Origin of the sequence: Peptoniphilus duerdenii ATCC BAA-1640 (assembly GCF_000146345.1) — a bacterium.
In the GTDB taxonomy this organism is placed as follows: Bacteria; Bacillota; Clostridia; order Tissierellales; family Peptoniphilaceae; genus Peptoniphilus_B; species Peptoniphilus_B duerdenii.
Window position 1 is genome coordinate 590,163 of sequence record NZ_GL397071.1, and the last position, 6,112, is coordinate 596,274.

At 26.2% G+C, this 6,112-nt stretch carries 5 protein-coding genes; all 5 read left to right on the forward strand.

The window, feature by feature from the left end; genetic code table 11:
* Positions 1-455: 455 nt before the first annotated feature.
* Entirely contained in the window at positions 456-1,826 is a 1,371-nt protein-coding gene (locus tag HMPREF9225_RS02655; RefSeq protein ID WP_004837843.1) for a radical SAM/SPASM domain-containing protein, read from the forward strand.
* 2 nt (positions 1,827-1,828) lie between these two features.
* A complete protein-coding gene (locus tag HMPREF9225_RS02660) occupies positions 1,829-2,989 on the forward strand; it encodes a site-2 protease family protein (RefSeq protein ID WP_008901386.1) in 1,161 nt (386 codons plus the stop codon).
* A gap of 20 nt (positions 2,990-3,009) precedes the next feature.
* The gene (locus HMPREF9225_RS02665) at positions 3,010-4,554 is read left to right on the forward strand and encodes a spermidine synthase (protein WP_008901387.1); all 1,545 of its coding nucleotides are present in this window, start codon (positions 3,010-3,012) and stop codon (positions 4,552-4,554) included.
* A gap of 6 nt (positions 4,555-4,560) precedes the next feature.
* Positions 4,561-5,478, forward strand: a complete 918-nt coding sequence (locus tag HMPREF9225_RS02670) for an ABC transporter ATP-binding protein (protein ID WP_008901388.1) — start codon at positions 4,561-4,563, stop codon at positions 5,476-5,478.
* A partial coding sequence (locus tag HMPREF9225_RS10305; protein WP_008901389.1) for an ABC transporter permease occupies positions 5,462-6,112 on the forward strand: 651 nt, incomplete at its 3' end. The genes HMPREF9225_RS02670 and HMPREF9225_RS10305, both read left to right, overlap by 17 nt.

Genomic DNA, 6,112 nt, shown 5'->3' on the forward strand with positions numbered 1-6,112 from the left:
ATATTAATATATATGATAAAATTTCAAAGTTTTGCGAAATTACGTAAACTTAACAGAATTAGAAAATTGTCCTTGAAATAAACTTTTAGAAGAATCAATTATTCAATATCGTAAATATAGAAAAATAAGACAAAAGTAAGCTGACAAAAATAAGATTAAATAATATTATAAAGACAGTACAACAAAAGTTGTATTTGCGTTGTTTACTAAGATTTAGAAAGGAGAACTTTTATGAAATCAGTTAATGAAGTGAAACTTTGGACGGAAGTTGAAATTGAAGAGCTTGAAGAAAGAGAAGAATATATTTCTTGTTTGTGTTGTTGGAGAATTTAGTATAATTTAACGTTTTTAGCTTTAAAGTTGTGAAACTTAATTAGTGAACAACGCAAAAAAATATGGCGGTGTTGTTATTATTAATGGCATCGCCATAATACTACACATTAGGAGGACTAAACATGGCTATATTAACAAAATATATTTCGTTTTATAATATTAACGAAGAAAATGAATTGATGGTGAATGCACTTTCTGGTGCTATTGATATTATAGATTTGGAAACGAAATCTATAATTCATAAGTTTAGTGAACAAGATAACATTAAAGCTTTGAATGCTAGAGAAAAAAATATATATGATTCTTTGAAGAAAAGAGGATATATATTTGAAGATAGAAATCATGAGTTAAATGAGATGAAACGACAAATGAAAATTCATGAATATTTATGTGATATATCTGTGATTCATGTTATTTGTCCTACTATGTTTTGTAATATGAATTGTGTATATTGTTTTGAACCTTCTAAGGTTAGAAATCAACAAAAAGTTATTAGTGATAATCAATGTCAGTCTATTTGTGATTTTATATATAAAGTAAAAGAGAATAAACCAAATATAAAGCATCGAATTCAATTATTCGGGGGAGAACCTATTCTTCCTATTACCAAAGATATAAATATTAAAATTTTGTCGTTTGCTGAAAAAAATAATATTCCGGTCAGTATAATAACAAATGGAAGTCATGTGGAAAACTACATAAATATTTTTAAAAGATTTGAAAATACGATAGATTCCGTACAGATAACTATTGACGGAATTAAATTAATTCATGATTCTAGAAGAGTTTATAAAAATGGGAAAGGAACATTTGACGATATAGTTAATGGATTGGATTTATTAGTAAATACTAAAATAAGGCAAATAAATTTAAGAGTTAATATAAATCAGTATAATATTAACTACTTAAAAGAGCTTGAAGATTTTTTAAAATCAAAAAAATGGATAGATAGCCCTAATTTTAGATTCGATTTAGCACCTGTGACAGATCATACTGCAGATAATGCTGTGGACACAATATCGGAAGATGAGATTATAAAAAAATTAAATGAAAAGTTTCCAAATTATATGGAAAATAGATTATCAATGTTTAGAGTAATATCTCATATAATGAGAGGAACTTCTGAGAATGCAAAAAAAGATTTTGCAAAATACACGTATTGTGAAGCTAATAGAGGACAATATTATGTGTATGATCCAGAGGGTAACATATATGCGTGTCCTGAAGCAATAGGAAATCCCCAATATGCTATAGGATTTTATAACGATGAAAGAGTTAGTCTTAATAAAGAGGCATATTCAATATGGAGTAATAGATGTATATTGAACATTGATAGATGTTTGGATTGTGAAATTGCTCCGTTCTGTGGCGGTGGGTGTGCCTACGCAGCTATAAAAAATAATGGTGATATTAATGACCCTTATTGTAATAATGCTAAAGAAGTTTTAAGAGAATATATAAATTCGATTAAGTATAAATTTTTAGAGATGTAAATATGGTAGAAAATTTAAAGACTAATCATTACGTTAAAGAATATCTAGATGATGGAAGACTACTACTTAGTTTTGATAACGGGAAAAGGGTAAGAGTTACGCCAATTGTAGAAGAAATAATTAAAAAATTTGATGGTACAAAAAGCATAAATAAAGTAAAAAATGAATTAAATAATGAAGGATTTGAGATATCAGAATCAGAATTAGAAGATTTAATAAATAATAGATTAATAATGACTGGGGTATTTAGCGAATATAATGAAAGTAGTCAATATAAATTTTGGTTTCATTTACCAATAATAGATGGTGATAAACTAAAAATGATATTACCTGGATTTATATTTAAACCAACACTTATAATAATTTTGAGTATAATTTATTGTGTAATATCTCTAAAATATATAAAGGAATTTAATTGGATATATTTTATTAACGGAATAAACAGTATTAATTATTTTCTATTTTTTATATCATTTGGTTTAATCTTCGTAGTTCATGAACTAGGACATATATATTCATCTAAGTCACTTGATTGTAAAGTTGGTAATATTGGTATAGGAGTATATATGTTTAGACCTGTTATGTATGTTAACCTAAGTGATTCATGGAAATTAAGTAATAAAAAAAGGTTAATCATAGATTTTGCTGGGATTTATTTACAAATGCTTGTTGGATTATTTATGTATTTTTTTTCGGCAGTAATGATCCGAAATAACACTATGGATGCTCTAATTATATTTAACTTAATTCTTATAATATTTAATTTGAATCCATTTTTAAGATTAGATGGATATTGGATTTTGTCAGATTTTATTGATGAACCGAATATTCATGGTAGATCCATGAAATTATTAAATTATATTTATAATGAAAAAATATATAATAAAAGGAAAGCATATACAATGGAAAGTAGCAAGTGTGTGAAAGTTTATTCTTTGATGTATGCATTAGTGAATTTGACATTAATAATTTTTGGGATTATTAGAGTATTAGAAGTGGTTTTTGGAAAGAGAAATTTACTGGAATCAATTCGTTTACTTTTTTATGGAGAATTGTTTCTATTTCAAAGAATCAAAATTGGAGCAAATTTAATTATAGATATAATATCTTTAGTTTACATATCTTTATTGTTTGTTAAAATCATAAAAAAATATAAAAAATAGTTAGAACATGGGGGGGCTATATGAATGTAAATAAAAATAAGCAAGTTATTATATATTACTTTACTGCTTTAATATCAGGGTTTTGTATAATGGGAATTGAAACAAGTGCGACAAGAATATTATCTCCTTATTTTGGCTCAACAACTCTAATTTGGTTAATTGAAATTAGCTTAATAATGATTTGTATAGGAATTGGGAATTATTTTGGGGGTAAACGTGCAGATAAATTAGTAAAAACAAGAACTTGTGAGGAAAGGATTGTTAAAAATTTATTAATATCTTTTTTGTTCATATGTACGGTACCACTAACGTCTAAAATAGTTATAATGGGGTCAATAATATTGGCTTCTGAAGTGCAATTAGGGAATATAATTATGATATCTTCTATTATTTGCAGCATAGTATTATTTAGTGTTCCATTAATTTTTATGGGGACAATCTCTCCACTGCTAGCAAAAATAAGTATAACTTCTTTAGATGAAACTGGAAATGTAATGGGAAATTTATATTTATTCAACATATTTGGATCTGTGTTAGGAACAATGATACCAATTATATTAGTAATCCCCAAAATAGGCGTAAAAAGATCTTTTCTATTATTTGGAGCGGTACTAGCCATTATTCTGATATTATATAGCAAAAAAATAAAAAGGAACTTTTTATTAAATTCAATTATTTGTGTTTTATGGCTTTGTATGTCGTTATATTTATCAACAACAAGTCTAGCTTTTGATAAGCCTGTGCACGAAGAAGAGTCAGAATATAATTATATTAATGTATCACAAAATGATGATGGAAAATTAGCTTTAAAAACAAATGTATTTTTTGGCGCACAGTCAATAAAAGTTGATAAGAATAAAAAGAAATCAGGATATTATTATGACGAATTTGTTAAGATTAATAATTTACTTGATGATAAAGTCAAGCATAAAATCTTAATTATTGGTTATGGAACGGGAACTATGTCTACTTTGTTGCATAAAAATTTTGATAATTTTGAAGTTACAGGGATAGAAATAGATAGAAATATTGTCAACTTAAGAGAGCTTTATTTTAATAAAAGTGATGATAAAATTATAATTTCTGACGGAAGGAATTATTTAAATAGTACAGATGAAATGTATGATTTAATAATACTTGATGTTTATCAGAATATATCTATGCCAATAAACCTAACTACTAGAGAATTTTTTGAGGATTGTAAAGCGCATCTTAATAGAAATGGAATTATTGCATTGAATATAGGTTTAGGAAATAGCCTGAATTCTAATCTTGTGCTTGCCTTAAGTGGTACTTTGAAATGTGTTTGCCCTAATGTTTATAAATATAAAACCAAAAGTGACAATAATGTTATTGTATATGGTTCAGAAAAGAATTTAGAATTATCGTTAAAAGAGCAAAACAATAACCATCTTAAAGATGAGACTAAAAAGTTGTTTAAAGATTCTCAAAAAGTTGAAGATGTAAATAATATTTTATCTGATGATATTAATAATATTGAGAAACTTCAAGATGAAGAATTTAATAAAATAGTGAAAAATCAAATGAAGATTAGAAAGGATTGAGCGTAAATGGATGTAATTCAATTAGAAAATATTTCTAAAAAGTATAAAGAGACTATCGCTCTAGAGAATATAGATTTAAAAATAGAAAGCAATAGAATTTATGGTTTGATAGGAGTAAATGGAGCTGGGAAATCTACTTTAGTTAAAATAATTACTGGAAATATTTTTCCTACAAAAGGTTCTATAAAATTATTTAATAAATCTTTTTCAAAAGAACTGATAAAGAGTAGAGAACATATCAGTGCAACGATTGAAACTCCAAGTTTTTACTCCGGATTGACTGCAGAAGAAAATATAAGATTAGCTTGTATTGAACTTGGGATTGAATTTGGAATGGAGCAAAAGGAAATATTCCAACAACTAGAAATAATGGATAGCTTAAAAAAGAAAGCTAAAAATTTATCGCTAGGAACGAAGCAAAAACTTGGATTAGGAATAGCTTTTTTGAAAAATCCTGATTTATTGATTTTAGATGAGCCAACAAACGGAATCGATCCAATATCCGTATCAAAGCTAAGAAGAATTTTTAGAGATTTCATAGAAAAAGAAAATAAGACAATATTAATATCTAGCCACATATTAACAGAATTGTATGAGATAGCCACAGATTTCATATTTATAGATAAGGGGAAAATAATACAGGTGGTTTCAAAAACAGAATTAACGAAAGATTTAGACACATCTGTTATAGGATATAGAGATAATATCGAGGAAGTTTATAATCTATTGAAAATAGCATGCCCTGAAAGAGAATATAGATTAAAAAATAATACTTTAGAGGTTCGAGGCATATATTCAAAAGATGAAGAGCTAGAAATTATAAAAAAATTAAGACTAAATAACTGTAAAATAGAAATAAAAAGAGATAATTTAGAAACATATATGATAAAATTAGTGGAGGGAGACAATGAAGAACTTAATTAAATTTAATGCAGAAAGATTGAAGAAAGATAAGTTTTTTTATGTGCTAATTTTAAGTGTAACATTGTTATCAATATTAAGTGGATTTCAAGATACCGTACAGGGAAATATAAGCAGTGGGTATGAAGGTTTTATAAAATCTTATTCAGATATATTTATGTCATTTTTCATTGCGGTTTATTGTGGATATTTTATAGGTAGTGATTTTTCTTCAAAGATTATACAAAGACAGATTTCTTCAGGAATTAGTCGAAAAGACATTGTAATATCAAAATTGATTGTATTGATGATTGCTTCTTTTATAATTGTTAACTTGTATCCAATTATAGTAGGAATAATGGGGAGCTTAAAGTATGGATTTTTACCAATCAAAGACTATAATAATATTCTTGAAATTGTAAGAATAATAATTATTTCTAATTTATGCTTTATGTCTTTAACGAGTATTTATTCTTTATTAGGATTTGCAACCCAAAGTATCGGGGAAACAATAGGGATCTCTTTAGCAATTCCAGTAGTAATATCAATGTTACAGGGAATAATACCTATAGAATTTATAAAAAAAAGTATTACATTTTTTCCGCTATCTCAAATAAAAAATGTAATTATAAATAAAAACTTTATAGACGGAACTCTT

What these genes read in the sequence shown, in the direction of transcription:
- HMPREF9225_RS02655 (WP_004837843.1), top strand. Translation starts at nt 456, where the DNA reads ATGGCTATATTAACAAAATATATTTCGTTTTATAATATTAACGAAGAA.
- HMPREF9225_RS02660 (WP_008901386.1), top strand. Translation starts at nt 1,829, where the DNA reads ATGGTAGAAAATTTAAAGACTAATCATTACGTTAAAGAATATCTAGAT.
- HMPREF9225_RS02665 (WP_008901387.1), top strand. Translation starts at nt 3,010, where the DNA reads ATGAATGTAAATAAAAATAAGCAAGTTATTATATATTACTTTACTGCT.
- HMPREF9225_RS02670 (WP_008901388.1), top strand. Translation starts at nt 4,561, where the DNA reads ATGGATGTAATTCAATTAGAAAATATTTCTAAAAAGTATAAAGAGACT.